Source organism: Pseudomonas palmensis, assembly GCF_017848315.1.
Lineage (GTDB): Bacteria > Pseudomonadota > Gammaproteobacteria > Pseudomonadales > Pseudomonadaceae > Aquipseudomonas > Aquipseudomonas palmensis.
In genome coordinates this window covers 1-26,918 of the sequence record NZ_JAFKEC010000046.1, presented here as the reverse complement: position 1 = coordinate 26,918, position 26,918 = coordinate 1, and the positions used below count along the sequence as shown (strand labels likewise).

Sequence of the window (26,918 nt, the reverse complement as noted above, 5' to 3'; positions counted from 1 at the left end):
TTGCCGGGGCTTTTTCGTTTCCGGAGTTAAGAATGGACCCTACCGACCTCGGCCCAGGCACAGCCACCTGGCTGGGTGGAACAGGCACCGTATTGCTAGGCGGCTTCCTATGGCTGCGTAAGTTCCTGTCCAAGGATGCAGCTGACCGCGCCATGGACAATGCCGACATAGGCACCGTCCGCCGGCTGAACGAACTGCTCGACTCCGAGCGTGAGGCCCGCAAGCTTGCCGAGGCCCGCGCCGACCAATTTGCCAAGGAGCGCAATGACCTAGCCGCAACCGTTGGCCGCATGGAAGGGAAGATCGAAGCCCTGACCAGTCAGGTCGCCAACCTCACAGAGCGGGTGACGCTTCAAAGCGACGAGATCGCCCGCCTGCGCATCAAGTTGGGAGGCACTACCTGATGGACAAGTGCGCAATCCAGTTCATGGCCCGCCATTGGTGGCGCCGTGTCGAGGTGTGGCTCATCGCGATGCTGCTGGTAACCGGCGGGGTCTTCTTTGGCTTCCAGCTCGGGCAGTGGGCGCTGGCAGATTCATACCGCCAACAGGTCGCCGAGATCCGCGCCGCCTACGACGAGGCCACCCGCCAGCGTGACCATCGCCTCGATGAGTTGACCCGCAAGACCAGCACTGCCGCCGAGAAGGCAACCAAGGCGGCGACCACCGCTACCAAGGCGGCCGACAAGGCTGATGAGGCGCTCAATCGGGTTTCCCCATAGCCGCGCCACAAAATAGCAGCGCGCCGTTTCGTGGCGCGGGAGTGAGCATGAGCAGACCGATTCCGCCGGCCGACCTGCTCGAATCGCCTTGGTTGACCTTGCGCCCCGCACCAGATGTCTGGGAGTGGATACAGCGCGAGATCCTCGCCACCACGGGCAGCATCCACAACGAAGAGCACGCCCATCTGATCGATGCGAGCGTCGGAGTCATGTGGGCGTCGTCCAGCTTTGCGAAGAAGGGCAGGTCAGTCCTGGGCCAGGCTGAGCAGTTGATGATCCGCGCGGGTGGCTGGCAGAAGGCACGCCAAGAGCAGCAGATGCGCGACTGGTTCGGCGAAGAGCCTGAGTTCCTGATCACCCTTGCCGCTGACTACTGCGCCCAGTGCACCGAGGCCGAGTTCTGCGCCCTAGTCGAACACGAGCTCTACCACATTGCGCACAAGCTCGATAAGTACGGTGCCCCGGCATTCACCCAGGACGGCATGCCCAAGCTTGAGATGCGTGGACATGACGTCGAAGAGTTTGTCGGTGTGGTGAAGCGCTACGGTGCCAGTGACGACGTACAGCAGCTGATCGACGCTGCAAGCCGGCCGCCAGAGGTGGCCAAGATCAACATTGCGAGGGCCTGTGGAACCTGCCTGCTTAAATCGGCTTGATGTTTGACAGGCGCTTGACGGAAAACAATCTATGGCAGCCCTGAGCAACGAGGTGAAGGCCTTCATCGTTCAGGCGTTGGCCTGCTTCGATACACCGTCTCAGGTGGCAGAGGCCGTCAAAAATGAATTTGGCATTGAGATCAGCCGCCAGGCTGTTGAAAGCCACGACCCAACCAAGCGAGCAGCACGCAACCTGGCCAAGCGCTGGGTGACCCTGTTCGAAGACACCCGCAAGCGTTTCCGCGAAGAGACAGCAGAGATCCCGATCGCCAACCGAGCCTACCGGTTGCGAGCCCTGGGCCGGATTGCTGAGCGCGCCGAGACCATGAAGAACCTACCGCTCGCTATCCAGGTGCTGGAGCAGGCGGCCAAGGAGGTTGGCGATGTCTACGTCAATCGCCGCCTAGAACCCGACAAGCCCCTGGGCTCCCAGGCGGACCAGCAGCACGCCGTTGCTGAGTACAAGCTGGAGCCAGACGAAGGTGTCCCGACTACCCCGTACCTATGATCCGCCGGTGAAGCTGACGCCGAAGCAGGCGAACATCTACTGCTGGGGATTTCAGCCAGAGGCTCGCTTCCGTGATGCGGTGTGCGGCAGGCGATTTGGCAAGACCTTCCTCGGTAAGGCCGAGATGCGCCGTGCGGCCCGACTGGCTGCGGAGTGGGGCGTGAGCGTCGAGGACGAGATCTGGTATGGCGCGCCGACGTTCAAGCAGGCCAAGCGAGTCTTCTGGCGCCGGCTCAAACAGGCCATCCCTGAGGCATGGCGCGCAGCACGGCCGAACGAGACCGAGTGCTCGATTACCCTCAAGTCCGGTCACATCATGCGCGTGGTCGGCCTGGACAACTACGACAACCTGCGGGGCTCTGGTCTGTTCTTCGTCCTTGTGGACGAGTGGGCGGACTGCCCATGGGCAGCCTGGGAAGAAGTTCTCCGGCCGATGCTCTCGACCTGCCAGTACACGATTCCCCAGACCGGAGAGTCGCGCAAAGGCGGGCATGCGCTGCGGATCGGCACCCCGAAGGGTTTCAATCACTGCTACGACACTTACCGCGACGGGCAGCCGGGCGGCGAGCCTGACCACAAGAGCTGGCAGTACACATCGCTGCAGGGCGGCAACGTCCCGGCCGATGAACTGGACGCTGCCCGGCGCAAGATGGACCCGCGCACGTTCCGCCAGGAGTACGAGGCCGGGTTTGAGAACTATGCCGGGGTCGTCTACTACACCTTCGACAGGGCAGAGTGCCGCACCAGCGAACGCATCAAGCCGGGTGAGGCCATACACATCGGCATGGACTTCAACGTCATGAAGATGGCCGCGGTTGTTTACGTGGTCCGAGACGGCTTGCCGCTGGCCCTGGACGAGTTCCACTCAGTGCGCGATACGCCGGAGATGATCGAGAAGATCAAGGTGCGCTTCTCTGGTCACAGCGTTTCCGTGTACCCAGACGCCAGCGGACAGAACACCAGCAGCAAGAATGCCAGCGAGTCGGACCTGTCCCTGCTCAAGAAGGCTGGCTTCACCGTGGTGGTCGACTCACAGAACCCCGGCGTGAAGGACCGTATCAACGCGGTCAACGCCATGTTCCTGAACACTTACGGGGAGCGGCGCATGAAGGTCAACATCGACCAGTGCCCGCAACTCACCCAGTGTCTGGAACGGCAGACGTACACCGACAAAGGCGAACCGGACAAAGACCCCAAGAAAGGGCACGACCACATGAACGACGCCGCCGGCTACTTCATCGCCAAGCGGTTCCCGATCAAGACTCAGTCCGCCGGCACCCGCCGCATCGGAGGTTTGGCGTAATGCCTGTTCAATCAACCAACCCAGACTACGACGCTCACATCGAAGAGTGGCGGATGATGGACGACGCCCTGGAGGGCGAATGCGCCATCAAGCGCAGCCCGCGCAATTTGCCGAAGCCAAGCGGTATGGTCGAGGCAGAGAAGCTGGACGGTGCGGGCAACGCCTACCTCTATCGTAACTACACCGACCGCGCCCAGTACGAGCACTGGGTGCGTGACTCGCTCCGCTCGATGATGGGCCTGGTATCGCGCCTGATACCCGAGGTGAAGCTGCCTGCGGGCCTGAAGGGGCTTGAGGACAACGCCACGGCCGACGGCTTCGGCCTGACTCAGCTGTTCCTGCGGATCGTACGCCAGGCCATTTCCCATGGCCGGGTACCGCTGGTGGTCAACATCGATGATGCGGGTCAGCCGTACTTCGCCACCTACGCGGTGCGCAATGCGATCAACTGGGACACCGCCGACCAAGGCGGCCGGCAGGACCTGGTGCTGTCCGTGTTCCGCGAGTTCAGACGCAAGGAGCAGGACCGCTACAGCCACGAATGCGAGACGGTCTATCGCGAGTTCTACATGGACGGCACGGTCTGCCGCACTGGCGTACGCAACGAGGCCGGAGAGCTGGTAGAGGATGACCGGCCATTGGGTGTCGTCGACGGCAACGCCAATCTGGTACGGGGCCTGGGCTACATCCCGGTCATCTACTGCGGCTCGACCGACAACTCGCCGGACGTGGACGAGGTCCCGTTGCTGACCATGGCCCGGGCTGCGCTGAAGTCGTACCAGCTCAGTGCCGACTACTTCACCGCACTGCACCAGACCAGCCACCCGCAGCCGTGGGTATCAGGTCTAGACGAGAGCGTGGAGCTCAGCGTGACCGGGCCGTCTGCGGCCTGGGATCTTGGGCCGAACGGTAAATGCGGCTACCTAGAGTTCCAGGGCGCTGGCATTCAGGCAGTGCGCACGGCGATGGGCGACCAGAAGAACGCTGCGCTCGAAGCTGGCGCCAAGGTCATGGATGTCTCCGGCACCGAGTCGGGCGAGGCCCGCAAGACCCGGCAGAACGACCAGCATGCAACGCTGCATAGCATCGTGATCACCGCTGCAGAGGCCATCGAGCAGGCCCTGCGGTACGCCGCAGAGTGGACCGGCTTCAATCCGGACGAGGTGGTCTTCACGGTTAAGCCTGAGTTCGTGATCCCGGAGGTCAACGCCCAGGTGCTGGCCGAGCTGCAGAAGAGCGTCATGGCTGGCACCATCAGCGCCGAGACGTATTGGCAGTACCTCACCACTGGCAAGCTGCCCGAGCGCCCGTACAACGAAGAGGCCGAGCTGATCGGCGACGACCACGGCGCTGGCGGCGTCAACCTGGACAAAGACGATGGCGACGAAAGCGGAGCAAACGGCGGACGAGAAGCTGCTGGAGCAGGTAAGCCGCCACTCGGTGCTGCTTGAGCGGCTCAAGGCTGGTGAGGTCAAGAAGTTCGAGACCTACCTGCGCCGAGCCGACAGCCATGTCCGCGACCAACTCACCCGCAAGGAGCTGACCACCTACGATCGGAGCCGGCTGGAGGAATTCCTGGGGCGGGTAGGTGGCAAGTTGCTTGAGATCTACAAGGCTTTCAGCGACCGGATGCAGTCCGACCTGGTCGACATCGCGCAGTACGAGGCCGCATTCGAGGGCCGCAGCTTGGCCAAGGCGCTGCTGATCGATGCGGTCATGCCGGCGGACTCGCTACTCAGGGCGGCGATCAACACGCAGCCCCTGCAGGTGGCGGGCGTCGATGGCGGCAAGCTGCTGAAGTCCTTCCTGACTGGGTGGACGCGCACCGAGTCGGATCGGGTAACCAACGCCATTCGAATGGGTGTCGTCCAAGGCCAGACTAACGCCGAGATCACTCAGGCCATACGTGGCACAGCCGCGCAGAACTTCACCGATGGCGTGCTGGCGGTCACGAACCGAAGCGCACGGGCAGTCGTCCAGACCGCAGTTCAGCATGTGGCCACGACGGCGCGTATGGAAACGCTCAAGGCCAACGCCGAGGTTGTACCGGGTTATCGGATCGTCGCCACTTTGGACCGGAAGACCAGCGTGCAGTGCCGGAGCCTGGATGGTCGGGAGTACGAGATGGGCAAAGGGCCAGTGCCCCCGTTCCACATTCACTGCCGAACCACCATCACGCCGATCACCAGGTTGTCGGCGCTGTTCGGGGAAGGGGCCACGAGGGCAGCAGTGGGCGCGGACGGCGGCGGGCAGGTCTCGGCAAGCCTCAGCTACTACCAGTGGCTCAAAACGCAACCAGCGGCGTTTCAGGATGCCGCACTGGGGCCGGTGCGTGGCAAGCTGTTCCGCGATGGTGGGCTGACGGCTGAACGCTTCGCCGCCTTGCAACTGGACAAGAACTTCAAGCCCCTGACGCTGGACCAGCTCAAGGAGCTGGAGCCGTTGGCGTTTGGTCGGGCAGGGTTATGAGGGTTTGAAAGCTCTGTCCGCCACCAGCTATAACATCTCCGCCTAGACGGAGAAAACACATGGCATCGAAAACGATAGAGCTTCGAACCAACGCTGAGCGCAATTACATTTTGGTTTCAGCCATCATCGACTGGTTTGAGCCGAGCATAATTGGAGGCTCGGACAAGACTCTGCCGGCCGCTAGGAAGGCCTACGTGATTTACGGGGATGTTGCGACAATCGAAGATGAAATCGAAGGAAGGCGATTCTTCCGACGTCGAGAGAAGGCCGTCGTAACCGCCTTCCTAGATAAATTCAGCCTTCAGCCTGGTGATCCCATCCTCGTGGAGCGCTTAGCCCCTTACACCTACCGATTTATGCCTGGATAAGCCAGGTGCAACTTCGACCCGCTACGGCGGGTTTTTTTATGCCCGCCAGGCGGGCCCATCCAATCCCCAGGGGATAGCCACATGCCTTTTGACTTCGACCCGGCCGCCCACGGCCTCACCCTCGACGAAACCCAAACCGCCGCGCTGAAGGCTGCGCTGGGCGGCGAGGTACAGAAATTCCTGGACGGTGAGGTTTCGGGCCTCAAGTCCAAAAACACCGAGCTGATCGGCTCCAACAAGGCGATCAAGACCGAGCTGGACAAGCTGAAAGGCCAGTTCGACGGCCTGGACATCGAGGCGGTGAAGGGCCTACTGGCCAAGGTTGGCCAGGACGAAGAGACCAAGCTGATCGCCGAGGGCAAGCTGGACGAAGTCATCGCCCGACGTACCGAGCGCCTGCGCACCGACCTGGATAAGCAGGTCAAGGCCGCCAACGAACGCGCGGACAAGGCCGAAGCCTTCGCTGCCAAGTACAGCGACAAGGTGCTGGCCGACTCCATCCGCGCTGCGGCCATCAAAGCCGGCGCGCTGCCCGAGGCTGCCGAGGACATCATTCTCCGCGCCCGCGGCACCTTCAAACTGAGCGAAGACGGCGAGCCCGTTGCCACCGACCGTGCCGGCGAAGTCGTGTACGGGAAGGACGGCAAGACCCCGCTGTCTCCCCTCGAATGGGCGGAATCGCTGCGCGAAACCGCTACCCACCTGTGGCCAAGGGCTCAGGGTGCCGGGCAGACCGGCGACAACGGTGGCAAGGCCACGAAGAAATGGGGTGAGTACACCGAGACCGAGCGCGCTGCGATAGCTCGTGACAACCCCGACGCTTTCAAAAAACTCCAAGCCACCCGAGGAACCTAACCCATGGCATCTACCCAACTGTCGGACATCTTTGTTTCCGACTACTACGGCACTCTGGAAGCGGTGAATTCCCCAGAGAAGACTGCCGTCTTCGAGTCGGGCATTATCACCCGCTCGGCCACCCTGGACGACATCGCCAAGAATGGCCAGGGCACCTCCGAAATCAGCTACTGGCAGGATCTCGACGCCGACGAGGCGCCGAACATCTCCAACGACAACCCGGATGATCAGGGCGAGGTCGGCAAGGCCGAACAGGGCAGCATGCGCGCCCGGACCCTGTACCTCAACAAAGGCTACGGTGTCTCCGACCTGGCTGCCGAGCTGGCCAACTCCGAGCCGATGCAGCACATCCGCAACCGTTTTGGCACCTATTGGACCCGCCAGTGGCAGCGTTACCTGATGGGCGCTGGCCGGGGCATCATCGCCGCCAACATCGCACAGAACGGCGGTGACATGGTCAAGGACTCGGGCGCCTCGATCAGCGCCAACGCCTTCCAAGACGCTGCGTTCACCGCCGGCGACGCCGCCGACATGTTCGCCGCCATCGGCGTGCACTCGGTCGTCATGAACCAGATGGTCAAGCAGGACATGATCGAGTACCTGCGCGACTCGCAGGGCAAGATCATCCTGGCGACCTACCTGGGCAAGCCAGTGTTCATGGACGATGCCCTGACCTACGCGCCGGGCCAGTACCTGTCGCTGTTCTTCGGCCAGGGTGCGTTCGGCTACGGCGAAGGCGATCCGACCAAACCGGTCGAGCTGGAGCGCAAGCCTGGCGGCGGTAATGGCGGGGGCGCCGAAGTCCTGTGGGAGCGGAAGACCTTCATCCTGCAACCGGCTGGCTTCAGCTGGCAGGGCAGCGAGAACCGCAACCTCAGCCCGACCGCTGTCCAGTACTCTGCTGCAGCGAACTGGAAGCGCGTCTTCGACCGCAAGCAGGTTCCATTCGCCGCAGTCATCAGCGGCACTGCCACCCCTTGAGCCCATGAGGCGGGGCGCCGACCTGGCGCCCTACGCAGGAGATCACCATGAAAGTCATCTACACCGACAAGCCAGGTCGCGAGCGCGGCGTTTGTTACCGGCTCCTGAGCCAGTTCTTCGGGGTCATCGACGGCGCAACGCATGTTGTGGTCGAAGGCGAGGCGCCCGAGATCGTCGAGGCCTATGAGGCTGCGGGTATCAAGGTTGGCGAGCAAGATGGCCAAGAAGAGGCCGAGACTGACCCGCGCAAGATGAACGTTCCTGAACTGAAGGAATGGCTCACTGCCAAGGGCATCGAGTTCGACGCCGGCGCGAAAAAGCCCGACCTGCAAGCCCTGATCCCCCAGGAGTGATCATGACTGACTTCATCACTGTCGCTGACGTTGACGAAAAGCTCGGGCAGGGCTGGGCTGGCGCCGGTGATGCGGTCCTTGCCGTGGCCATGGCCAACGCCTGGCTGACGGCCAAGATAAAGCGAACGGTGCCAAACCCGGTGCCGGACGCCATCGTGAGTGCTGGCGCGCAGGTGGCCAAGTTGGCCGCCGCCGGCCAGCTCTACAAGGACACCCAGCGCGAGATCCAGAGCAAGACTGTGTCGGCCCAGGCTGGCACCTCGACCAGTAAGACCTACTTCGCGGGGTCTGTCGATCGCTCGACCGGCGAGAACTTCGCTCTCGACCTCATCGCACCCTGGATCCGGCGCTCTGGCACCGTGATGCTGAAGCGGGTGTAACTGCCTTCAGTTTCGCCAGGTCTGTTTCAGCTCCTGATCAAACCACTGCTCAGCTACATCGTTCGCGGGCATCACGCTCCTGAACTCTAGGTAGTGCCCATAACCTTGGGCCCGAAGCCAGTCTTTGAACTCTCCGAAACTCGGATGCCAGCCTGGCGGCTGCGCCTTGGTACCCGCCCAAGTATGAGCAAGTTGGCGTATCGCCATTTCGCATTCAGCTTTTTTTGTCATGTCCGATCTCTGTCAGGGGGTTGGCTGGAGTTTATTTGAAATGAGCATGCGAGAAGAAATCCAGACCGAGCTGGCGGAAGCGTTCGATGATCCAGACGGCCTTGCTGACGCGGTGAAGCCTGTAGCCGGATCTCGCACCGTGAAGGGCGGATATGACCCCGAGATCGGCGGCACTGTCCCGGCCTCGACCATCAATTACGCCGGGCGCGGTGTGTTCGGTAGCTACCTGGCCAAGGAAATCGATGGCTCGCGTATCCAGACCGAGGATGTGAAGCTGCTGGTGCTGCAGAACGAATTGTTCGAGGGGCAGGCAGGCGCTGTAACCGATGTCCCCGCGCTGCCCAAGATCGGTGACCAAGTGAACGGCTACCGCGCACTCAACGTGTCCCAGGACCCTGCCCAGGCGACTTGGACCATCCAGCTGAGGAAGTGATATGGCGCGTGGCTCACACATGGCCCAGCGATACGGTGGTCAGCAGGGCGGCTTTGCCGAAGCTATCCGGGCATTCGCCGAGCAGGCGGAGCAAGCCCTGGACGCTACCTTCCGCGAGATCGTGATCGAGATCGGCAGCAGCGTTATCCGCATGTCGCCGGTAGGCAACCCTGAGATATGGGCGGCCAACGTGGCCCATCGGGCCAAGGCAACCAGAGCCGCCGATGACTACGACTTCAAGGTCGCGGTCCGTAACACCCTGATCAACCTGAACCAGGACAACTTCACCAAAGCCGGCAATCTGCGCAAGGGCGTCAAGTACGCGAAGCCCCTGACCAAGACAGAGCGCGTGCAGAATTTCGCCACCAATGGCCTTGTCGCTGGCCAGGGCTACATCGGCGGTCGGTTCCGGGGTAACTGGCAGTTCTCCATCGATTCACCAGCTACCGAAGAACTTGACCGCATCGACCCGTCGGGCAGCCAGGCGATCGCTGACCTGCAGGCCCAGGTGCAGGCCCTGACCATTGGCCAGACGGCCTACATCGTGAACAACCTAATCTACGCGGTGCCTTTGGAATACGGGCACTCAACCCAGGCACCGCACGGTATGGTCCGGGTCACCCTGGCCAACTTTCAGCGCATCGTCGACGAAGCTATCAGGAACAACCAAGTATGAGCCATGCACGAGCTCGTCAGGCCATCGAGATCAAACTGATGGACTGGGCTGCGGCGCGACCGATCCGGGTCGCCAACTTTGAAGAAGGCTTTGAGCCACAGACAAACGAGTCCTACCTGCGGGCGTACCTTCTGCCGGCTGGAACCGGCTGCCGCTACCTGGGTGGCGACGCCTACGAGTACACCGGTGTCTACCAGGTGAGCATCGTCTGCCCGGCGGGCCAGGCGCTGGCTACTGCTGAGGTCCTGGTCGACGAACTGAGCATCTTGTTCCGAGTCGACACCGAACTCAGCCGCAACGGCTTCGAAGGCTTGATCGTCGAGCCGCTGGAGCAGGGGCCCACCATCACCGAGCCTGCGACCTACACGGTCCCGGCCAGCTTCACTTACCGCGGCGTCGCGGACCTGTAAATCCCTCAACGGCCTCTCCTGGCGGCCAACCAAACACGCAGCCTAGGCCCGTACAGCCGAACGGTGGATGTCCGCTCATCCGTCCGCCCCGGCTGCGTATCTATTCGCCTGATGAACGAGGTGGCACAGATGATCGAGAGCAACGTCATTCCGTTTCACTATCAAGGCCAGGCCGTTCGCTTCAATAGCGAGGGCTGGATCAACGCGACCGATGTGGCCAAGCGCTACGGCAAGAAGCCTGCCGAATGGCTGCGCCTTCCTGAGTCGGTCAAGTATATGGATGCGCTGGCGCGCCACTTAAATGTGGGGGAATCCCACCTTTTAGTTCGAAGCGCAAAGGGCCGCAGCGGCGGCACCTGGCTTAACCCAAAGCTGGCGGTCTCATTCGCCCGCTGGCTGGACGTGGATTTTGCCGTCTGGTGCGACCTGCACATCGATGCCTTGCTGCGCGGCGAGCTGGACGAAAAGCAGAAATTCGACCGTGCCTGCAAGGCACTTCAGGATCAGAACGAGCGAGGCAGCTTTGCTGGCAGAGAACTGGTCAAGCACCGCTGGAATAAGCCTCCGCTTGAGGCAGAAGTCGAGCACTGGCGCAGCCAACTGCAAATGACCCTGGGCCTCGACGCAGCCTGACAAGAAATACACCCATGAAACCCGCCGCGTGCGGGCTTTTTCTACCCAAGAGGAAAACACCATGGCCGCACGCATTCCGCTGCCCAACGGCTCTGTTGTCGAGATCGCTTCTGTTCTCGGCATCGCTGTACCTTTCACCTCTCTGACCAACGCCAAGCCGCCGGTGGCCGCTTCCGTCGGGCACGGCATCGACGCTGGCGATATCCTGCTGATCAACTCAGGCTGGGCGCTGATCAACGACCGCACCGTCAAGGCGTCCGGTGTTACCGCCGACGCCTTCTCGCTGGCTGGCCTCGATACCACCAACGAGGAACGCTTCACCGCAGGTGCTGGCGCCGGGGCTGTTGTACCGGTTTCGGGCTGGACCCAGATCTCCAAGGTCACCGCCTTCACTGTATCCGGTGGCGAGCAGCAGTTCCTCACTGTCGGTTACCTGGAGAACGATGACGATCTTCAGTTCCCCACCAACCGCAACCCGATCAGCGTCTCGATCAACGTCGAGGACCAACCCGAGGCCGGATATGTCAGCGTGGTCGAGGGCTATGACGACTCCAAGGAACTTGCGGTGGTTCGCCTGAAGCTGCCAGGCAATCGCCAGATCCTGATGCCCGGATACGTCAGCATCACCAGCACCCCGACCATGGACCGCAACCAGCTGATGACTCGCACCATCAGCATCGGCCTGTCCGGTCGCCCGACCCGCTACAACGCCTAAGGAGGCTCCATGGCGAAGATCAAGATCGCGCAGAACCCAACGTTCGGCGCCGCGGTACAGCTTCCACGGGTCGGCTTCGCCCCGGTCGAGGTTGATTTCGAGTTCCGTTACTTGGACCGTATCGCGCTATCCGAGATGTTCGATCGCTGGAACAAGGCGCGCGATGCCTGGGCGGAAAAGGCAAAGGAGGAAGGTGTCAGCTGGAAGGACGCCACTGCCGCCGAGATCGAGCTTCAGGCAGATCAGCTGAAGGATATCGTGGTCGGCTGGGATCTCGACGACGAGTTCAGCGACGACGCCATCCTCTACCTGGTGCGAACCTGCACCGGCGCGCCAAAAGCTGTCATCGACGCGTTCCAGAACGCATACAGCCCCGCCCGCCTGGGAAACTGAAGAGCGCGGCCAGGGCTGTCTACGAGCAGGGGGCCTCCGAAGGGCAGCTGGCGATGCTCGGCCTGAGCCGCGCCGACCTTCCCGAAGAAGAGGTTGAGGTCTGGCCGGATGCCTGGCCAGCCTTCCGCCTGTTCGAGGCAATGTCCACCCAGTGGCGGACGGGCATGGGCGGCCCCTCAGGCCTGGACTACTCAATCATCCCGGCCATCGCTTCGATGCTCGGCATCAAGCGCCGCGACCTTCCCGACATTTTTCCCGATCTCCGTGTAATGGAGGCCGAGGCCTTGGCCGTCATGGCCGAATCCGTGGAGTAGATCATGACCACCATTGCCGAACTCGGGATCAAGGTTGATTCCGGCGATGCTGTCGAGGCTGCAAGCGACCTCGACAAGCTGGCAGACGCTGGCAAGCGTAGCGAGGAATCGGCGGGCAAGACCGGGCGCGCCTGGGAGTCAGCGCTGAGCGGGATGCAGGGTGATACCCGGCAGATTGTTCAGGAGCTGCAGGCTCTCAACGCCAAGCAGGCTGAGCTGGCACAGCAGATGATCACGGTCGGCCGTGCCGTGACCACCGCCGCGGCGGGCATGACTGCATTCAAGGCCGGGGCTGAGCAGGCCGGGCAGGCCCAGGCCGCGCTGACGACCGCCACTGACGCAGGGGCCCAGGCAAGCCACCGCGCCGCAGAAACTGCTGATGAGCAGCAGGCTCGACTTCTGGCCATGGCGCGGGCATCCCTGGAGGCGAGCGAGTACGTTCAATCGCTGAACCGCGCTACTGCTCAAACCGCCGAAGTTACCAGCCAGGCGAATGCCGTCCTGTCGGACAACGCCAGTCGGCAGGCCGCCATCAATACCCGCGCACAAGCTCTGCTGGCAACAGAAGAGCGCCTGGCCGGCTCCGCCAAGAGCGCATCCGCCGCGCAGCGCGATCAGGGCCAGGCTCTCGACGACCTGCTCGGTAAAATCGACCCTACGGTCGCAGCCATGAGTCGTCTGGATCAGATGGAGCAGAAGCTGCAGGGGTTCAAGGCCAGCGGCGCCCTCGACCCCGAGACCTTCGCTGAGTACAAGACGAAGGTTGACCAGGCGAGGTCTGCCCTGGGTAGTGCGGATGCCGCGCTGAGCAGCACTGGCATGACCGCAAAGGCTACCGCTGCAGCGTTGCGAGGTGTACCGGCTCAGTTCACTGATATTTTCACGTCGATTGTCGCTGGCCAGCCGATCATGATGGTTGCCCTGCAGCAGGGCGGCCAGCTCAAGGATATGTTCGGCGGGCTTGGCCCGGCGGCGCGTGCCTTGGGCGGCTACATCCTGGGGCTGATCAATCCCTTTACCGTCTCGGCTGCTGCCGCAGTGACGCTGGGGTATGCCTTCTACAAAGGCTCCGAAGAGGCAGACGCCTATAGCAACGCGCTGATCTTGACGGGTAATTCCGCCGGGCTGACTGCCGATCAGCTGGGCAGTATGGCCAAGCAGGTGAGTGCGACTGTTGGCACAACTGGGGCAGCTGCATCGGTTCTGGCGAGCCTGGCCGGTAGCGGCAAGATCGCTGGCGACAGCTTCATGGATGTGGCGCAAGCAGCCGTGTCGATGGAGGAGGCAACGGGCCGGGCGGTTTCCGAGACCATTGCCGAGTTCGTCAAGCTGGCGGACGACCCAGTGAAAGCCTCGGTCGCGCTGAACACGCAGTACAACTACTTGACGAGCTCGGTCTATTCGCAGATTGCCGCTCTTGAGCAGCAAGGCAGGCACGCGGACGCCGTCAAGCTCGCCACCGAAGCCTTCGCAGACGCCATCAACGAGCGCACCCCAAAGATCATCGAGAACCTGAGCTGGTGGGAGCGCGGTTACAACGCGGTCGCCAAGGCTGCCGATCAGTTGAAAAACATTGGTCGGGAGAGCATCGACGACGATATCCGCCAGGCCGAGATCAACTTGGCCGGTGCCGAGCGCGGCGACGTTGGTGCCTTCCAGAACCGCGACACGATGGTCGAGTTCTACACTGATCAGCTTCAGTTCTTGAAGGATAAGAAAGCAGCCCAGGAGGAAAACGCCGCATTTGACCGCCAGGAGGCGGAGGCCAACGAGAAGACCATCAAGGCCATGGCTAAGGTCGATGCCCTGGAGAAGTCTGCCTGGACCAACTCTAAGAAACGCAGCGAGGCGCTCAAAGAGTACGAGCGGTCGCTGGATGTCATCAGGAAGAAGGATCCAGCTGATGCTCGACTCAACCCGGAGACTGTCGCAAGGGTCCGCAGCAACATTTCCGAGCAGTACAAGGATCCTGCTGGGCGTACTGGCGCTGTAGACCTCTCCGGCTTCAACACACAGAAGAACGCTCTCAACTCCATCCTGGCTGAGTACAAAAACAATCAGAAGGAGCTGGATGCAGCCCAGAAGGCCGGCATCATCTCCCAGGAGTCGTACGCGGCCCAGCGCGCGGCCATCATCGAGCAGCAGAAAGGCGAGGTGACCAACGCCTATCAGGCGGAGATCGCGGCGCTCGAAGCTGCCAAGGGCAAGGCCGGTACCTCGGCCGCCCAGCAGATCCAGCTGGACCAGAAGATCGCCGATGCCCGGGCCAACATGGTCAAGGCGCAGAAGGACGCTGATTCGGAACTGGCCGTGCTGGCCACGAACGAGGAGGGGCGGCTGCGCAAGCAGGCCCAGGCGGTGCAGACCTACACCAGCGCGCTGGACCAGCAGGTGAAGGCGCTGCGCTTGCAAGGGCAGCGATCTGCCGAAGGCCTCGGCTTGGGCGACCGGCAACGCGGCCTGCAGGACCAGCAGAACGGTATCGCCGACCGGATCAACCAGCAGAAGCTGGACCTGGCCAACCAGTACGGTGATGGCTCCCGCGGCATGAGCCTCGATGAGTACAACCAGAAGCTCTCGGCGCTCGACAAAACCCAGCGCGACCTGCAGGAAACTGCAATCGCCAACTACAACGACATGACCACTGCCCAGGGCAGCTGGAGCGCCGGCGCTTCGTCGGCCTTCCAGAACTACCTTGAGTCGGCCCGAGATGTCGCCGGCCAGACCAAGAGCCTGTTCACCAACGCCTTCAGCTCGATGGAAGACTCCGTCGCGAACTTCGCCATCTCCGGCAAGTTCTCGTTCGCCGACTTCACCAAGTCGATCCTGGCGGACATGGCGCGGATTGCCACCCGGCAGGCTGCCTCAGGGCTGCTGTCGAGCATTGCCGGCAGTGCGCTGGGCGCCTGGTTCAGTGGCGGCAGCGCACCTACCTCTGCAGGCTCAACCCAGGCTGGCTACAGCCCGGAGATCATGGACAACTTCGTCTCTGGTCAACGTGCCGCCGGCGGACCGGTAGCGGCGAACTCGCTCTACCAGGTCAACGAACTGGGCCCGGAGCTGCTGAATCAGGGAGGGAAGACCTACCTGATGATGGGGGCCGAGGGCGGCACGATCACGCCGCTGGGGGCTGGGCCGGTATCCGCTGCGGCAGCTGGAGCGGGCGGCGGTACGGTGATCCATGTGTCGGTGAGCATCGATGGCGAGGGAAATGCCGCCTCGTCGGCCGACACCGCTGGGTACGAGCAGTTCGGCAGCGAGCTCGCGACGTTTGTTGAGCAGAAGTACAACCAGATGATGGCCAAGGATCTCAGGCAGGGCGGCCGTATCAACACGGCATTGAAGGGGCGCTGATGGCTATCGAGACATTCACCTGGCGGCTGCAGTCTGGCGAGCAGGGCGAGTTCACCTTTGCGGTTCGAACCAAACGCTTTGCGGATGGATACGAACAGTCCGTTGGCGAAAGCCTGAACAACCGCTCGCAGTCCTGGCCCATCACGTGCACCGGCACCAAGGAGCAAGTGAAGGCCGTAAAGGCCTTCCTTGATCGGCACCAGGGCGCGAAGGCCTTTCTATGGACGCCTCCGCTTGGAGAGCTCGGCCTGTACAAATGCGCCGGCTACCAGCTCAGCAACCGCGGCGGCCTGATCTACGCCCTGGCCGCAACATTCACGCAGACATTCCACCCTTAAGGTCAATCCATGCCCCTGATCAGAGACATCCAGAAGCTGGAGCCTGGCAATGAGGTGATCCTCTTTGAAATCGACGGCTCCGAACACGGCGCCGACGTGCTGCGATTCCACGGCCACGCTATCCCGCACTCGCCCGAGGAACTAGCTGCAGCCGGCGCGAACGCCGATCAGCTGCCGGCCAAGTCGATCTTCTGGCAGGGCAACGAGTATGCGGCCTGGCCAGTGCAGATCGAAGGTATTGGGGCGGACAGCAACGGCTCTGCAACCCGGCCGACATTGTCCGCTGGCAACGTCAACGGCCGTATCACTGCGCTGTGCCTGGCGTTCGACGACCTGCTGAAGTTTCAACTGACTGTACGCGAGACCCTGGCCCAGTACCTGGATGCCGAGAACTTCCCGGGCGGGAACCCCGAAGCAGACCCGACCCAAGAGGCGCTCGAGATCTGGTACATCGACCAGAAGACCGGCGAAGACGGCGAGATGGTCGTGTGGGAGCTTTCTTCCCCGGGCGAGATTGACGGCTTCGGTCTGCCGGGCCGGCAGATGACCACCTTTTGCCACTGGGCCATGACCAATGGTTATCGGGGCCCTGACTGCAACTACACCGGCGCGGCGATGTTTGACGACGAGGACAACCCCACGGACGACCCTTCGAAGGACCAGTGCAAGGGTTGCCTCAGCTCCTGCAAGTTGCGCTTCGGCGAAACCAACGAGCTTTCGTTCGGAGGCTTTCCGGCCGTATCCCTGATCGCACGGAGCTGACCATGCGCAAACACATCCTGGCCGCCGTGCAAGCGCACGCCGCGGCTGAGTACCCGCGCGAGTGCTGCGGGTTGATCTTGGCCGTAGGCCGAAAGCAGATCTACGTGCCGTGCACCAACACTGCGAGCAACCCGGGCGAAGAGTTCCGGATCGCGCCGGAGGAATACGCAGCAGCGGAAGATCAGGGCGAGGTGATCGGCATCGTACATTCGCACCCCGACGCCACCAGTAGGCCGTCACCGCGTGACCTGGCCATGTGCGAAGCCACGGCACTGCCCTGGCATATCCTGTCCTGGCCTGAAGGCGATCTGCGGACCATCACCCCAAGCGGCAGCACGCCGCTGCTCGGCCGGCCATTCGTACACGGCGCCTGGGACTGCTGGCAGGCCTGCGCAGACTGGTATCAGCGGGAGTGGGGGCTGGAGTTCCCGGCCTACGCACGGGAGGACGGGTGGTGGGAGCAGGCCGCCGGGCCCAGCTTGTACGAGCAGGCCTATGAGGCGGCGGGCTTCTACCAGGTCGACCGGCCACAGCACGGCGACATGATCGTCATGGAGGTGGGGCGCACGGCGCACCCGAACCATGCTGGGATTTACCTGGGCGCCGACCCGCAACTGCCAGACGAGCAGGTCCAGGTGTTCGGCCAGGGCCCGTTCCTGCTGCATCACCTGTACGGCAGGCCATCAGAAATCATCGTGTTCGGCGGGCCATGGCTTGCCCGGACACGCCTTGTGTTGCGTCATCGGGACGCGAAGTGAAAGCGGCCAGGCCGCAGGAGAGTAAATATGGCAAGCGAAAAAAAGCGTGATGAGGTTAAACGGGCATCTTCCGATTGGAGAGTGCTGATGGTTCAGCACCCTCGCTTGGGTTTCTACTATGCCTCTGGATTCAAACTCGACCGGTAATGCTCTGTACAAGGTTGTCGATGTAGCTGTCGTGCAGAGCTTTGTCGATGTTTTGGAATTGTTCGGACTTCAGGCTTTGTAGTTCCTGCGCAATTGCGCTCGCGATAGCATCATTCCCGTAGGCGAGGCGTCGTCCCAACACCGCCGCGGCGTTCATATTGAAAACAATGGCTGTCCTGAGCGCATGCTCAAGGTCATTAAGGCGCTGTTCTACGGTTCTGTCGTTGCTCACATCGACCTCCTAGGTCTTCATGCCCCAGTCCATGGGCTTTCCGGCAACGGACCGGGGCGGTTCGTTGGAAGGCACAACGCTACTACGCCCCGGCCCAGGCCACGTACTGGCTTTCCGTCCATGGTGGATGGGTGGACAGGCGTGGGCCGATGGTGGCAGTTGGTGGTTGGGGCAAGCGTCGTACCGAACGTGAAGCGTGGGACGCGTATCCTGCCGCGGCGCTGCCAGATGCCCTCAAAGGGGCTAGCGGAACGAACTACATCAAAGATGCAGTGGAGCAGGTAGCCAAGATCGCTGACGCACTTGTAGAGCAGAGACGCAGGCGTTAACGAAGCTCCTAGGATTGAAGCCCAGCCCCGCGCTGGGCTTTTTGCATTTGGCGGTAGCCTCTATATGGCTGTGGTAAATTGTAGGCTTCATCAGGCCCGTGCCGAGGGTAAAAATGTTCGCCGAGCTTTTAAAATCAGCCGTTGAGCTACTCAAAATTGCGCCCCGCTATTTCGTAGCTGTTGCGTTGGTTTCTGGATTCCTGCTTTTCGCTCCGGATGGCTGGCTGGAATCTTTAGGACTTAGCTCCTTTGTGAGTGATAACAAGAAATGGCTGGGGATGGCGCTGTTGGTAAGCTCTGTTCTTTGGGGTGTCTATGTCGTGTCGGCAGTTGGGAAGTTAATAGGCATTAGGTTCAAGAAAAGTAAGCACGAGAGAAGGGTTCTTGAGAAACTTCGCTCTCTAACCGAAGATGAAAAGCAGATTCTGCGATACTACGTCGCAAACAATACACGAGCCAATACACTCCGCGTTGATGATGGCGTTGTGCAGGGGTTAGTTGCAAGCAGGATAATATTCAGGTCGGCATCCATGGGTAGTATTCTTGAAGGATTCGCTCACAATATAAGTGAGCTGGCCTGGACATATGTTCACGCCTATCCGGAGCTTCTTGATGGTACGACGAATTTCTATCGTACTGATAAGCGGGATCGAGGGTGGTGAGGGGTATTCACCGATCTGGCTGAGCATCGAACATTTCGACCATCATTTCCTCATGCTTCTTTTGCCTTACGGTGTAGAGCATGCACCGGTGTAAAAGAAGTCGCTTCATGTGCTGAGGCAAGGTGCCTGGGCTCTATTTGGAACACTTCGACTTTATCGCTATGCGTGTTGGTTACTTCGATGGTGTAGCTCGCGATCGTGCCGTCGTCCCGCTGGGTGTGACTGAGGTATTTGAAGGTAAGTATGGACTCGGACACGCGGATATCCAGTGGAAGACGGCTGAGATGAAACAGTCAGCAAAGCGCAGATCTCTAAACTAGCAGAGCCGGCGACCATTTCGTTTGATACGGCGTCGATACTTCAGCATCTCGTCTACTCGGGTAGATGTTACCAGCCAAGCGAACTCAAAAATCAGAAGTGGAATACCGGTTAGCGAGCCGTATAGGATGGCCAGAACATAGCTCTTATGCGCCTCATTAGGTGCAAACCCGAAACTCACAACGCACAATGCAGCAGTCAAGATAAACAGCGTTAGCATCGCGTAGCTAAGTACGATCTCTCTGTTAATTCTTACGCTGTCAAATCTGGCAGCCTTGATACGCTTCATGTCTTTCAGTTTGCGACCTCGGAAAAAGGATCGTATCCGGCCCTTTGCTCCGGACAGCAATAGCTGAGCTTTGTCATGTCCGAGACGGTACAGCGGTGGTAGCGCGAGTGCGATAAGTGCGGAGACTACGCTGTTGATCCAGAGTTGCGGATTGTTCATCCATTCATTCATGAGGCTTTCCGTAGCTAAGAGGTGCACAGCGTTATCGCGCGGTCGGGCGCTGGGTTTTTTAATTTATGACGCTTATGAAAAAGCCGGGCTGGCCGGGCTTGGGTTGCGCCCTTTACAGATTAGGCCGCAAAACAACGCGGGCTACTGGAGCTTCATCGAATCGAGCAGGTTAAGAGCGCCCTCTGAGGCATTGCCTGGGTCGCTCGCAGCTCCGGCAGCTGACTCGATGAGTCGCGCCAAAACCTCCCCTGGTGTGAGTTTAAATTTCTCTGCCGCCTCGATTAGTGATTGGTAAGACTCTGGGGTTACTGCAAAGGTTACGGGTTCGTCCGGGCTCTCTTCGAACGAGAGCTTGATTCGAACAGTTTCCGCTTCATCTTTCTGTCCAGCCAGTTCTGACACGCTGACTCCTAAGGCGTCTGCCAGGTTGTAGAGGTCATCAGTGCTCGGAGAGAGATCTCCTAGCTCGAACTCGGTCAGTACTGAGGTTTCTATGCCGGTCCTCTTGGACAGCAGCCGGAGGCTGATTTTTTTCCTGCATCGCAATTCAAGAAGGCGTGAAGAGAATCCTTCGTATAGCTCAACGCTCGGGCGGCCAGACTCTGCCCCCTGAAGTTCCTCCACAGAGACGCCAAGTGCTTCTCCCAGTCGCATCAGAACCTTGAGGCGGGGCATTGATTTTCCGGCTTCGTACTTAGAAATCATCGACCAGGCGACCCCGGCTGCGGCGCCTAGTTCGCGCTGTGTTAGGCCCTTTTGTGCTCTCAGATGAGCAAGTCTTTCAGCGAATGTTGCGTTCATGTGTGTCCTAGCGTTGCTCGGGATGCGTTATCCCCATACCAAGCGTATGCCGCTAAAGGCAAGTAATGCAACAAACGAAACACTGTTGTTGACAAACGACACAAAGGGAACAAAACTACACAAACTAAACATGAGTGAGGTGGAGATGTGAGTACGACCAAAGAAAAGAAGGTGGTGGGCGTTCGGCTGATGGAAATGATGCGCAAAGCGCTTGCTGGAAAGGCTGAAGAGAACGGCCGGAGCCTGAGCGGAGAGATCGTCTTCCGCTTGAGAAAGTCCCTGGAGCAGGAGATGCAGGATGAGCAAAAACAGCGGGCATGAAAAAGCCCCAGTGCTGGCAGGCGCTGAGGCTTTGAGTAACGAGATCAACTACCAGGAAGAAATCGTCATGGCGAATAATAGCACAAACGTGATTCCGTTCAATTTCGGCAAGCAGCAGGTGCGCACGCTGTTGATCAATGATCAGCCGTGGTTCGTGGCTGCCGACGTTTCGGCTGCCTTGCTTTACGCAGAAGCCAAGGACATGACTCGCAATCTAGATGAGGACGAGAAGGGTCGGCAGATTGTGCCGACCCCTGGCGGCGCTCAGGAAATGCTGGTTATCAATGAGTCCGGTCTGTACTCGGCGGTCCTTCGTAGTCGCAAGGCCGAGGCCAAGCGTTTCAAGAAGTGGGTGACGGCTGAAGTCTTGCCAGCGATCCGCAAGCGCGGCCGCTACGATGACCAGCAGGCGAAGATGCCAACCCTCATGGATGAACTGATCGGCATGAGCGAGCTGAGCGTCATCAAGGGCCTGATCAGGGACAAGGGCAGAGCGGTCGCGGCGGACAAGCGTCAAAGCTTCGCGCTGACCATGCACAATCGCCTGCATACCCGCTTCAACGTACCGCGCACCGAGCTGATCCCGGCTGGCCAGTTCGAAGCCGCCTGTAATTTCATTGCAGCCTACAGCGTGCTGGAAGGTGAGTTCATCGCCAAGGAGCCGCCACAGTTGCAGCTGCCGCTGAACATCCACTACCCAATTGAGGCCCTGGCAGCCATCCGCGAAGGGATGCTGACTGTCCGCAACGAAAAACAGGCGTGGCTGGACGTGACGCTCGAAGACATTCGCGATACGCGTGACGGCACCACGCCTCTTGAGAGCCTGTTGTGGGATCTGGAGAAGGCAGGCTTCGACATCCGCGGCGCCTGGTGGGAGCTTCGCACCTACCGCAACAAGCTGCGGGAAATCACCTCCTTTGTGAAAGGCTTGGGTCGTGTGATGGAAGAGCCTCAGCGTTATGCGGTTGATGCACCAAAGGAGAGGGCTGCAGCATGAGCGCGCTGATGACTGTTCCGTTTCATGGCACCAATCTTTTCATCGTTGAGCATCATGACGAGCCATTCGTGCCCATGCGGCCTATCGTCGAAGGCATGGGGATGGCTTGGCAGCCTCAGCACCGAAAGCTGGTAGACAGGTTCGAGGCCTGCATCACCCATATGGTTACGCAGCTCCCCGGAGATGACCAAGCAAGGGAGGTGGTGTGCCTGCCGCTGAAGAAGCTCCCGGCCTGGATGTATAGCGTCAACCCGAAAAAGGTTGATGAGAGCATTCGACAGACGATCATCGACTATCAGAATGAGTGCGATGATGCGCTTTGGCAGTACTGGAACGATGGCCACGCTGTAAATCCCCGAGCACAGCAGCCGGCAGCCAACGAGGATTCGATACCGCTTGAGCGGCGCCTACCGGTGGCCGCTGACAGCTTCGACGCCGCCAAGCGAATTGCCGAGAGCTTGGGGCTTGAAGGAAACCAGGCCATCCTGAGCGCGAACAGCATGGTCCGCTCGGCAATCGGTATCGACCTTATGGAAATGGCCGGTGTGAAGCGCCTGGTCAATGAAGCCCAGGAGCTGAACTACACGCCAACCGAGCTTGGCGCGAAGTTCGGCATGAGTGCGGCAAGCATGAACAAGCTGCTGGCCCAGTGTGGGCTACAGCACCATGTGGCCTACAAGCCTGGCAAGAAGCGCTGGGAGGTCACGCCGGATGGCAAGGAGTACGCCGTCATCACCGACACTGGCAAGAAGCACAGCGACGGCAAGCCGGTCCAGCAGATTCTCTGGAAGGAGTCGGTGGCCAAGCCCCTGAAGCGCCTGGCCGAGAAGCTGCAGGCTGAAATGCCAGAGGTCGTTGCGCACGGCCTGTCGCGGTAACCATCCACACAAAACCGAACCCCGCCCATGCGGGCTTTCGGCGCACCCAAATCAACTCAAGGAATACCAAAGATGAATCCAGTGAGCTGCCGAGAAAAACCGCGAAACGCCAAAGGTAACGAAGTGTTGAGGGTCGAGTATCTTGGGAAGACAATGAGGGCCAACGTCATTCTTGGGTCTAACGAGGGTGATATGGACAACTCCAAGATCCCTGAGGGTTCTGAGTTTCAGATCAACATGATTTTGGATCGGTCAGTGGTGTCCAAAGAAGTCCGCGAGATGCTCGACGAGGCCAAGAATGGCAATCACATGCTGTTCATGTGCCGGACCTTCAATATCAGGAAGGACGTGCTGACCGCCTTGGGTTTTGTTGAAGGTGCCATTACAGCTTAAATCTTGCCGGCACTAGATGCTACGATCCCTTCTCTAGCAAGGAGGGATCACATGCGAATTCTGTTTGGGGCGGTGGCGGTAGCGGTGTTGGCGGGGTGTGCCTCCATGGGGGAGCGTAGAGCTGAAGGTCCTGCTAGGGCCCTAGCTAGCACCAAGGCCGTGAACGAAGTTTCAGAATGTGTATTGTTCGCTTGGCAGGAGCAGTCACTTGCTGGCGCCCATTACGACGCCTCTCTTCAGCCATTGCCTGGAGGTGGGAAAACTGTTGTAAGTGCCGGTCAGGTTGAGTTTGCAGATTTCAAGCCAGTAAATAACGGAACGAAAGTTGAAATATATTTTCAGTCCGGCTTGATGGATTGGCGAAAGAACAGACGAATCGAGGCAGTTCAAAGCTGCCTTTAACATTGCCGCCCCAGGGCGGCTTTTTTGTGCCCGGAGTAACTCATGGCAATGACAGCGGCTCACTACACTCCTCGCACCAAGATCCTGTTGGGCGGATCTTTGGCGAAAAAATATGGCCGAGAACATAACTATTTGCTCGATTCGGGAAGCGTGTATGAGATGGTCAAGGCGATTGACGCGAACCACCCTGGGTTCTCGAAATTCCTGGTAAGTGCGAAGCAGAAAGGGCTCGAGTTTGCAGTATTTCGGAACGGTAAAAATACTGGGGAGGATGAATTTAGCCTCGGCGGATGTCAGGAAATTCGGCTCGTTCCAGTGGTTTCTGGTAGCAAGCGGGCAGGTCTACTGCAAACAGTCATCGGTGTTGCCCTAGTTGTCGCGGCAACAATCGCGACAGGTGGGGTAGGTGGTTTCGCGGCTGGTGGTGCATGGGGGGTCGTTGGTGCGACCGGTGTATCTCTTGCGGTAGGCGGCGTCATCCAAATGCTCAGCCCCCAGGCCAAAGGCCTAAAGACGAGTGCCGCCCCTGAAAACACACCTGGGTATGCGTTTGGTTCGGCACGAAATACCACTGCCAGCGGCAACCCCGTACCACTCTGTTTGGGCCGTCGACGCTGGGGCGGCGCCATCATCAGTGCCGCGATCTACGCCGAAGACCAGATGTAACCCGCACACAGAACACCGACCGCCGCCTGGCGGTTTTTTTACGCCTGGAGGAAAGCATGGGCGCAGCACAGAAACTGGACATCGTCGGCGCCAAGGGCGGCTCGGATAAGCCGAAACAGCCTACAGAGGCGCCGGACAGCCTGCGCTCGATCGCCGTGGCAAAAATGCTGATCGCCGTGGGCGAGGGTGAGTTCGAGGGCACGCCAACTGCCCGCGACATCTACTTGGACAGCACGCCGCTTGCCGACCCGGCCGGCAACCTGAACTTCCCGAACGTGAAGTGGGAGTGGCGTACCGGATCGGTGGAGCAGGGCCATATCCCAGGCATCCCGTCCATCGAGAACGAGATCAGCGAAAGCGTCGAATTGCGCAGCGATAACGCCTACATCCGCGCGATCGACAGGCTGGAGCTGTCAGCAATCCGTTTGCGCTTTGCCTGGCCAATGCTGCAATCGGTCGATTCAGGAGGGAACGTCAAAGGCTATCGGATTGAATACGCCGTGGACCTCGCTACTGACGGCGGCGCGTATAAGCAGGTGCTGCTGGAGGCTGTCGACGGCAAGACCACCAGCACCTACGAGCGCACCCGCCGCATCGACCTGCCAAAGGCTACCAGTGGCTGGCTGCTGCGCGTCCGCCGGCTGACGCCTAACCAGAACAACAACAAGATCGCCGACACCATGCAGATCGTCGGGCGGACTGAGGTGATCGACGCCAAGGTCCGATACCCGAACACCGCATTGCTGTACATCGAGTTCTCGGCCGAGCAGTTCCGCAACATTCCCGCGGTCACTGTGGACTGTGACGCCCGCAAATTTCAGGTGCCCAGCAACTATGACCCGCGCTCCAGGGTTTACACCGGGGTCTGGGATGGCACCTTCAAAGAGGCCTGGACCGACAACCCGGCCTGGCACACTTACGGCATCACAGTGAATGACCGTTTTGGTCTGGGTCGGCGCATCAAGCCCTGGCAGGTCGACAAGTGGGAGCTCTATCGGATCGCCCAGTACTGCGACCAGATGGTACCGAACGGGAGGGGCGGCCAGGAGCCGCGTTTCATCTGCAATCTTAACCTTCAGGGCAAAGCTGACGCTTGGAGCCTGCTGCGCGATATCTCGGCGATCTACCGGGGTATGACCTACTGGGCGCAGGGGCAGGTGTACAGCTTGGCTGACATGCCGCGCGACACCGACTTCGACTTCGCCTACACCCGGGCGAACGTCATCGACGGCAAGTTCACCTATTCGAGCGCCTCGGAGCGCACGCGCTACAGCCGCGCCCTGATCAGCTACGACAACCCGGCGAACAGCTACGACACCGATGTCACCTCGGTGACCGACCAGAAGCTGCAGCGCCGCTACGGCGACAATGTGCTGGAGATTAGCGCGATCGGCTGCACTCGCGAATCGGAGGCCCAGCGCCGCGGCAAATGGGCGCTGCTGACGAACTCACGAGATCGAGGCATCACCTTCAAGGTCGGGCTCGATGGGCGAATCCCGTTGCCGGGCTATGTGATCCCGGTCGCGGACGAGCTGTTGGCGGGCCGGCCAATTGGCGGGCGCATCGCTGCTGTATCCGGCCGCACCATCGGCTTGGACCGTGACACCCAGGCCAAGGCCGGTGACCGCTTGATCCTCAACCTGCCGGATGGAACCTGCCAGGCACGCACCGTTCAATCGGTGAGCGGCCGGGCCGTAACCGTCACCACTGCCTACTCGGTGGTACCGGAGCCTGAGCTGGTGTGGGCGCTCGACGCTGACGACCTGGCGGTACCGCTGTACCGTGTGACAAGCGTTACCCGCCCAGAGCCTGGTGTGTTTGAGATCAGCGCGGTGCAGTACGACCCGAGCAAGTTTGCGCATATCGACACCGGGGCCCGCCTGGAAGAGCGGCCGATCAGCGTGATCCCGATCACCGTCGTTCCTCCACCGGCGAGCGTGGTTCTGACCTCGAACCATGCCGTAGACCAAGGTATCGCGGTCAGTACCATGACCATTGCTTGGCCGGCCGTGAACGGGGCCGTGGCCTACGACGTGGAATGGCGCAAGGACAACGGGAACTGGATAAAGCTGCAACGCGTTGGGGCGACCTCAGTCGATGTGGTCGGTATCTACGCCGGCCAGTACCTGGCTCGGGTTCGAGCAGTCAGTGCGTTCGATATCTCGTCGATCTGGCGAGACTCGATCCTCACCGACCTCAAGGGCAAGGAGGGCCTGCCACCGGCGGTGTCTTATCTGAACGCCTCGAGCGAGCTGTTCGCAATCGGCCTGCGCTGGGGCTTTCCGCCCGGCGCCGAGGACACACAGCGTACCGAGATCTGGTACAGCCCAAGCAATGACCTGTCGGTGGCCACGAAACTCACCGACCTGGCATACCCGCAGCGTGACTTCATGCTGCAGGGGCTGGCTGCGGGCGTGTCGTTCTTCTTCTGGGCACGCCTCGTCGACCGCACTGGCAACATCGGGCCGTGGTATCCCGTGGGCAACGGCGTACTGGGGCAGAGCGGCATGGATGCTTCGCCGATCCTCGACCTCATTGCAGGGCAAATTGGCGAGACTGAGCTGGGCAAGGAGCTCATCGACAAGATCGATGGCCTGCAAGACCAGATCGATGCGCTGGACGGGCTCAAGGCATACGACCCAGGTGAGCCATACGTGAAAGACCAGATGGTCGTGGTCGATGGTCGGATCTACCAGGCAAA

Annotated in this window: 34 protein-coding genes; 31 read left to right on the top strand and 3 right to left on the bottom strand. The window is 60.6% G+C overall.

What is annotated here, in order from left to right; translation table 11 throughout:
• Positions 1-32: 32 nt before the first annotated feature.
• From JZZ72_RS20640 to JZZ72_RS20530, 23 genes are all read left to right on the top strand, one after another.
• The gene (locus tag JZZ72_RS20640) at positions 33-404 is read left to right on the top strand and encodes a hypothetical protein (protein WP_054915223.1); all 372 of its coding nucleotides are present in this window, start codon (positions 33-35) and stop codon (positions 402-404) included.
• On the top strand, positions 404-721 hold the full coding sequence (locus tag JZZ72_RS20635) for a hypothetical protein (protein WP_210015046.1): 318 nt from the start codon (positions 404-406) through the stop codon (positions 719-721). Before JZZ72_RS20640 ends, JZZ72_RS20635 begins: the two co-directional genes overlap by 1 nt.
• 47 nt (positions 722-768) lie before the next feature.
• Positions 769-1,377, top strand: a complete 609-nt coding sequence (locus JZZ72_RS20630; RefSeq protein ID WP_210015045.1) for a putative metallopeptidase — start codon at positions 769-771, stop codon at positions 1,375-1,377.
• A 31-nt stretch (positions 1,378-1,408) separates the two neighbouring features.
• Entirely contained in the window at positions 1,409-1,885 is a 477-nt protein-coding gene (locus JZZ72_RS20625) for a DUF2280 domain-containing protein (RefSeq protein WP_176516940.1), read from the top strand.
• The gene (locus JZZ72_RS20620; RefSeq protein ID WP_167274768.1) at positions 1,860-3,188 is read left to right on the top strand and encodes a phage terminase large subunit family protein; all 1,329 of its coding nucleotides are present in this window, start codon (positions 1,860-1,862) and stop codon (positions 3,186-3,188) included. The genes JZZ72_RS20625 and JZZ72_RS20620 overlap by 26 nt, the downstream gene beginning before the upstream one ends.
• Positions 3,188-4,639, top strand: a complete 1,452-nt coding sequence (locus tag JZZ72_RS20615; RefSeq protein ID WP_210015044.1) for a DUF4055 domain-containing protein — start codon at positions 3,188-3,190, stop codon at positions 4,637-4,639. The genes JZZ72_RS20620 and JZZ72_RS20615 overlap by 1 nt, the downstream gene beginning before the upstream one ends.
• On the top strand, positions 4,566-5,657 hold the full coding sequence (locus JZZ72_RS20610) for a minor capsid protein (RefSeq protein WP_210015043.1): 1,092 nt from the start codon (positions 4,566-4,568) through the stop codon (positions 5,655-5,657). Before JZZ72_RS20615 ends, JZZ72_RS20610 begins: the two co-directional genes overlap by 74 nt.
• Before the next feature lie 59 nt (positions 5,658-5,716).
• On the top strand, positions 5,717-6,025 hold the full coding sequence (locus JZZ72_RS20605) for a hypothetical protein (protein WP_058540464.1): 309 nt from the start codon (positions 5,717-5,719) through the stop codon (positions 6,023-6,025).
• A gap of 81 nt (positions 6,026-6,106) precedes the next feature.
• Entirely contained in the window at positions 6,107-6,880 is a 774-nt protein-coding gene (locus JZZ72_RS20600; protein ID WP_210015042.1) for a hypothetical protein, read from the top strand.
• Positions 6,881-6,883: 3 nt separating this feature from the next.
• Positions 6,884-7,861 (top strand): major capsid protein, encoded by a 978-nt coding sequence (locus tag JZZ72_RS20595; RefSeq protein WP_210015041.1) that lies wholly within the window; start codon positions 6,884-6,886, stop codon positions 7,859-7,861.
• Positions 7,862-7,908: 47 nt separating this feature from the next.
• Positions 7,909-8,214, top strand: a complete 306-nt coding sequence (locus tag JZZ72_RS20590; protein ID WP_210015040.1) for a HeH/LEM domain-containing protein — start codon at positions 7,909-7,911, stop codon at positions 8,212-8,214.
• 2 nt (positions 8,215-8,216) lie between these two features.
• Entirely contained in the window at positions 8,217-8,594 is a 378-nt protein-coding gene (locus JZZ72_RS20585) for a hypothetical protein (RefSeq protein ID WP_210015039.1), read from the top strand.
• A gap of 271 nt (positions 8,595-8,865) precedes the next feature.
• Positions 8,866-9,258, top strand: coding sequence for a hypothetical protein (locus JZZ72_RS20580; protein ID WP_210015038.1), 393 nt, complete (start codon positions 8,866-8,868; stop codon positions 9,256-9,258).
• Between the two features lies 1 nt (position 9,259).
• Entirely contained in the window at positions 9,260-9,934 is a 675-nt protein-coding gene (locus tag JZZ72_RS20575) for a hypothetical protein (protein WP_210015037.1), read from the top strand.
• Entirely contained in the window at positions 9,931-10,344 is a 414-nt protein-coding gene (locus tag JZZ72_RS20570) for a phage tail terminator-like protein (RefSeq protein ID WP_210015036.1), read from the top strand. The genes JZZ72_RS20575 and JZZ72_RS20570 overlap by 4 nt, the downstream gene beginning before the upstream one ends.
• Positions 10,345-10,473: 129 nt before the next feature.
• Positions 10,474-10,977, top strand: a complete 504-nt coding sequence (locus JZZ72_RS20565) for a KilA-N domain-containing protein (RefSeq protein WP_210015035.1) — start codon at positions 10,474-10,476, stop codon at positions 10,975-10,977.
• 61 nt (positions 10,978-11,038) lie between these two features.
• Complete coding sequence (locus JZZ72_RS20560) at positions 11,039-11,692, top strand: phage tail protein (RefSeq protein ID WP_210015034.1); 654 nt, start codon at positions 11,039-11,041, stop codon at positions 11,690-11,692.
• Positions 11,693-11,701: 9 nt separating this feature from the next.
• A complete protein-coding gene (locus tag JZZ72_RS20555; protein WP_210015033.1) occupies positions 11,702-12,085 on the top strand; it encodes a phage tail assembly chaperone in 384 nt (127 codons plus the stop codon).
• Between the two features lie 53 nt (positions 12,086-12,138).
• The gene (locus JZZ72_RS20550) at positions 12,139-12,399 is read left to right on the top strand and encodes a DUF1799 domain-containing protein (RefSeq protein WP_210015032.1); all 261 of its coding nucleotides are present in this window, start codon (positions 12,139-12,141) and stop codon (positions 12,397-12,399) included.
• Positions 12,400-12,402: 3 nt separating this feature from the next.
• A complete protein-coding gene (locus JZZ72_RS20545; protein WP_210015031.1) occupies positions 12,403-15,753 on the top strand; it encodes a phage tail tape measure protein in 3,351 nt (1,116 codons plus the stop codon).
• On the top strand, positions 15,753-16,091 hold the full coding sequence (locus JZZ72_RS20540; protein ID WP_054915196.1) for a phage tail protein: 339 nt from the start codon (positions 15,753-15,755) through the stop codon (positions 16,089-16,091). The genes JZZ72_RS20545 and JZZ72_RS20540 overlap by 1 nt, the downstream gene beginning before the upstream one ends.
• A gap of 9 nt (positions 16,092-16,100) precedes the next feature.
• Positions 16,101-16,853 carry a phage minor tail protein L gene (locus JZZ72_RS20535; protein WP_210015030.1) on the top strand — a complete coding sequence of 251 codons (753 nt, stop codon included), beginning with the start codon at positions 16,101-16,103 and terminating at the stop codon, positions 16,851-16,853.
• 2 nt (positions 16,854-16,855) lie between these two features.
• Positions 16,856-17,611 (top strand): C40 family peptidase, encoded by a 756-nt coding sequence (locus JZZ72_RS20530; RefSeq protein ID WP_210015029.1) that lies wholly within the window; start codon positions 16,856-16,858, stop codon positions 17,609-17,611.
• Between the two features lie 130 nt (positions 17,612-17,741).
• Here JZZ72_RS20530 and JZZ72_RS20525 read toward each other — a convergent pair whose 3' ends face one another.
• Complete coding sequence (locus JZZ72_RS20525) at positions 17,742-17,990, bottom strand: hypothetical protein (RefSeq protein ID WP_210015028.1); 249 nt, start codon at positions 17,988-17,990, stop codon at positions 17,742-17,744.
• A 442-nt stretch (positions 17,991-18,432) separates the two neighbouring features.
• Here JZZ72_RS20525 and JZZ72_RS20520 point away from each other — a divergent pair, with 442 nt between their 5' ends.
• Positions 18,433-18,981: a superinfection exclusion B family protein gene (locus JZZ72_RS20520; protein WP_210015027.1), complete on the top strand. Its 549-nt coding sequence runs from the start codon at positions 18,433-18,435 to the stop codon at positions 18,979-18,981.
• A 316-nt stretch (positions 18,982-19,297) separates the two neighbouring features.
• On the opposite strand, the gene JZZ72_RS20515 is transcribed toward JZZ72_RS20520, so the two are convergent.
• Positions 19,298-19,759: a hypothetical protein gene (locus tag JZZ72_RS20515; RefSeq protein ID WP_210015026.1), complete on the bottom strand. Its 462-nt coding sequence runs from the start codon at positions 19,757-19,759 to the stop codon at positions 19,298-19,300.
• Positions 19,760-19,900: 141 nt separating this feature from the next.
• A complete protein-coding gene (locus tag JZZ72_RS20510; RefSeq protein ID WP_210015025.1) occupies positions 19,901-20,560 on the bottom strand; it encodes a helix-turn-helix domain-containing protein in 660 nt (219 codons plus the stop codon).
• 147 nt (positions 20,561-20,707) lie between these two features.
• Here JZZ72_RS20510 and JZZ72_RS20505 point away from each other — a divergent pair, with 147 nt between their 5' ends.
• The 7 genes from JZZ72_RS20505 to JZZ72_RS20475 form a co-directional block, all read left to right on the top strand.
• Entirely contained in the window at positions 20,708-20,881 is a 174-nt protein-coding gene (locus JZZ72_RS20505; protein ID WP_309475752.1) for an Arc family DNA-binding protein, read from the top strand.
• Positions 20,859-21,878: a BRO-N domain-containing protein gene (locus JZZ72_RS20500; protein ID WP_210015024.1), complete on the top strand. Its 1,020-nt coding sequence runs from the start codon at positions 20,859-20,861 to the stop codon at positions 21,876-21,878. The genes JZZ72_RS20505 and JZZ72_RS20500 overlap by 23 nt, the downstream gene beginning before the upstream one ends.
• Positions 21,875-22,756: a phage antirepressor N-terminal domain-containing protein gene (locus tag JZZ72_RS20495; protein ID WP_210015023.1), complete on the top strand. Its 882-nt coding sequence runs from the start codon at positions 21,875-21,877 to the stop codon at positions 22,754-22,756. The genes JZZ72_RS20500 and JZZ72_RS20495 overlap by 4 nt, the downstream gene beginning before the upstream one ends.
• Positions 22,757-22,828: 72 nt before the next feature.
• Positions 22,829-23,149 carry a hypothetical protein gene (locus JZZ72_RS20490; RefSeq protein WP_210015022.1) on the top strand — a complete coding sequence of 107 codons (321 nt, stop codon included), beginning with the start codon at positions 22,829-22,831 and terminating at the stop codon, positions 23,147-23,149.
• Between the two features lie 51 nt (positions 23,150-23,200).
• Positions 23,201-23,551 carry a lipoprotein gene (locus tag JZZ72_RS20485; protein ID WP_210015021.1) on the top strand — a complete coding sequence of 117 codons (351 nt, stop codon included), beginning with the start codon at positions 23,201-23,203 and terminating at the stop codon, positions 23,549-23,551.
• A gap of 48 nt (positions 23,552-23,599) precedes the next feature.
• Positions 23,600-24,217: a tail assembly protein gene (locus JZZ72_RS20480; RefSeq protein WP_210015068.1), complete on the top strand. Its 618-nt coding sequence runs from the start codon at positions 23,600-23,602 to the stop codon at positions 24,215-24,217.
• A 56-nt stretch (positions 24,218-24,273) separates the two neighbouring features.
• On the top strand, positions 24,274-26,918 hold a 2,645-nt coding region (locus JZZ72_RS20475), incomplete at its 3' end, for a host specificity protein J (protein WP_210015020.1).